The organism is Bacillus sp. P4_D3 (assembly GCF_056401855.1).
This window is the reverse complement of sequence record NZ_JBFUIN010000338.1, coordinates 1-3,450: the sequence shown is the minus strand read 5'-3', so window position 1 is coordinate 3,450 and position 3,450 is coordinate 1. Positions and strand designations below refer to the sequence as shown.

General features: G+C 36.1%; 3 protein-coding genes and 1 pseudogene. All 4 read left to right on the top strand.

All coding sequences use genetic code 11. The features are described from left to right. Nucleotides 1-589: cell division protein FtsA C-terminal domain-containing protein (locus tag AC1DTM_RS20620; RefSeq protein ID WP_477000762.1), on the top strand; the 589-nt coding region annotated here is incomplete at its 5' end. A gap of 39 nt (nt 590-628) precedes the next feature. Next, the gene (ftsZ, locus tag AC1DTM_RS20615) at nt 629-1,783 is read left to right on the top strand and encodes a cell division protein FtsZ (RefSeq protein WP_016106026.1); all 1,155 of its coding nucleotides are present in this window, start codon (nt 629-631) and stop codon (nt 1,781-1,783) included. A gap of 458 nt (nt 1,784-2,241) precedes the next feature. Beyond that, nucleotides 2,242-3,156, top strand: coding sequence for a sigma-E processing peptidase SpoIIGA (spoIIGA, locus tag AC1DTM_RS20610; RefSeq protein WP_002111432.1), 915 nt, complete (start codon nt 2,242-2,244; stop codon nt 3,154-3,156). A gap of 19 nt (nt 3,157-3,175) precedes the next feature. Next, nucleotides 3,176-3,450 (top strand): annotated as a pseudogene (locus AC1DTM_RS20605) (RNA polymerase sporulation sigma factor SigE); the annotation flags it as partial.

Genomic DNA, 3,450 nt, shown 5'->3' with positions numbered 1-3,450 from the left:
GAAGGATATAGCGATTGGGCTGAAAACTTCAACAGAAAATGCAGATCAAATTAAGCTGAAATATGGACATGCTTTTTATGATACAGCATCTGAAGAAGAGATGTTTACGGTTCCTATTATGGGAAGCGATCAAACAGAACAATATTCTCAGTTGGAATTATCGGATATAATAGAGGCTCGTGTAGAGGAAATTTTAATGTTTGTTCAAGATGAAGTGCATAAGTTAGGAGTAAAGCAAGCTGCTTCTGGATATGTACTAACTGGTGGGATAGCTTCTATGTCAGGTGTTCTTGATCTTGCATACGATATTTTACATGAAAATGTTCGTATAGCAACTCCTGATTATATTGGTGTTCGTGAGCCTCAATATACAAGTGGAGTTGGATTAATTAAACATTCTTATCAAAAAGCTAAATTACGTGGGAAAAATGTGCAGGAAAAGCAAGAACATTTTGAACCAGTACCAGCACCAATGCCGGTACAACAGCAACCTGCGAAACAGAAAAATCGTAATCAAAATAATACTAATCAAAATGATGACCGCATGATGTCAAAAGTAAAACGTGTATTCCGTTATTTATGGGATTAAAATTGGACACGAAAAATGAGGTTCTAGGGGGATTTCGACATGTTAGAGTTTGATACTACTCAAGATCAATTAGCAAATATAAAAGTTATCGGTGTCGGCGGTGGCGGAAACAATGCTGTAAACCGTATGATTGAACATGGTGTACAAGGTGTAGACTTTATCGCTGTGAATACTGATGCACAAGCATTAAATCTATCAAAAGCTGAAACGAAAATGCAAATTGGTGGAAAATTAACGCGTGGACTTGGTGCAGGCGCAAACCCTGAAGTAGGGAAAAAAGCTGCAGAAGAAAGTAAAGAACAGATTCAGGAAGCACTTCGTGGTGCGGATATGGTCTTCGTAACTGCTGGTATGGGCGGCGGAACTGGAACTGGTGCAGCTCCAGTTGTTGCTCAAGTTGCAAAAGAACTAGGTGCGTTAACAGTTGGTGTTGTAACACGCCCATTTACATTTGAAGGACGTAAACGTGCAACTCAAGCTGCATCTGGTATTGCATCATTTAAAGAAAATGTAGATACACTTATTGTAATTCCAAATGATCGCTTATTAGAGATTGTTGATAAAAATACGCCAATGTTAGAAGCGTTCCGTGAAGCAGATAACGTATTACGTCAAGGTGTTCAAGGTATTTCTGATTTAATTGCTACACCAGGTCTAATCAACTTAGACTTTGCAGACGTAAAAACAATTATGTCTAATAGAGGTTCTGCTTTAATGGGTATCGGTTCTGGTAATGGTGAAAATCGTGCAGCTGAAGCTGCGAAAAAAGCGATTTCTAGTCCATTACTAGAAACATCTATTGATGGAGCTCAAGGTGTTATTATGAACATTACGGGCGGCGCAAACTTAAGTTTATATGAAGTACAAGAAGCGGCAGACATTGTAGCTTCAGCTTCGGATCCAGAAGTAAATATGATCTTCGGTTCTGTTATTAATGAAGGATTAAAAGATGATATCGTTGTCACTGTAATTGCAACTGGTTTTGATGATAGTGCTTCGACGCAGCCACCAAAACCAATTATCCGTCCGACTGCGAATCATTCACAACAACAACAACAACCAGTAGCTCAACCTTCAAAACAACGTGAAGTTAAGCGTGAAATGAAACGTGAAGAGCCGGTTATGCATGATCGTCATACAGATTCAGATGACATCGATATTCCAGCATTCTTACGTAACCGTCGTAGACGATAAAAGAAAAGGAGCTTTCATGCTCCTTTTTTTTGTTGTCTAAATGGAAAAGATCTGCTAAGCAGATCTTTTTTTATTATTTTGCATATGGAGAGTCCAGTCCTATTTTTAAGCTATAAGCTGTGATAAATAAAGTGAAACTTTAATTAGTAGGGGTTGTTCATCCAAAATGATTGTTAGCCCGACTCCCGCTTAACTTCTGTACTTTTTTGTAGCAGAATTTTGAGGCAGGGGTGTTACTGCCCGCAAATAGCAAGATTAGCTTTGTATATATATAATTCAATTATTATGTATACAAGTAAGAGATTTATATTATTCTATGAAAAATACACTTTTATTTTTTACCGACAGATTATGTCTAGAAATCACAAAATAACAAAAAAAAACCCTCCACCAATTGACACACTTTCCTATTGGATATGCATTATACTAGTCTCAACTTAAAAAAAGAGGTGAATTGTTTGGTTGTTTACGCCGACATTGTTTGGTTGTTAAACGCCTGCATTGATTTTCTTTTACTTTTATTAACAGCCACCGTGTTAAAAAAGAGAATCAAAAGATGGAGGCTTGTGTTAGGGGCATTTATAGGTTCAACTATTGTTATTTTCGCCTTTACGCCTTTTGCTTCTATGATGACACATCCAATTATGAAACTATTGTATTCGTTACTTATTGTGTATACAGCATTTGGATTTTCAACATTTAGAAATTATGCACAAACTGTTTTTACTTTCTATTTTGTAACCTTTATGGTTGGTGGAGGATTAATTGGAACGCATTACTTTTTACAAACGAACGAAATGGTAAATGGGTTAGTTCAATCTAAATCAGTTTCTTACGGTGATCCAATTAGTTGGTTGTTTGTTATTTTTGGTTTTCCAGTAATTTATTATTTTTCTAAAAAGCGTATAGAAAGCGTAGAGGTCACAAAGATACACTATGATCAAATCGTGAAAGTGAAAATTCAATTAGCTGGAGAGGAACTAGAACTAGCAGGTCTAATTGATAGTGGGAACCAACTTTATGACCCGTTAACAAAAACACCCGTTATGATTATGCATATTTCATCATTAGAACATTGTTTGCCAGCTTGGTTAACAGAACAAATTTATTCCAAAACAGAAATTCCTCAAATACCAGAAAATGATTCTGGATGGGCGACGAAACTACGTTTAATTCCTTTCCGAGCAGTAGGAGTAGAGAATCAATTTTTATGGGCAATTAAGCCAGATTGTGTGCAAGTTTATCATGAAGGTTTGGTTGTTGTAAACAAAGTACTGATTGGATTAAATACACAACAATTATCTACCAATGGAGAGTATCAATGCATTGTACATCCGAAAATGTTGATTTCGCAAAAGATGGTAATTGCTTAATTATGAGAGGCGGGATAATATGGTGAAATTTAAATTTTATTTGGTATACCTTTGGTATAAAGTATTGCTGAAATTAGGAATTAAGACCGATGAAATTTATTATATTGGCGGAAGTGAAGCGTTGCCACCGCCGTTAACGAAAGACGAAGAGGCAGTTCTTTTGAATAAATTACCAAATGGAGATCAAGCTGCCAGATCGATGCTTATTGAACGTAATCTACGGCTTGTTGTATATATAGCAAGAAAATTTGAAAATACAGGGATAAATATTGAGGATTTGATTAGTATAGGAAC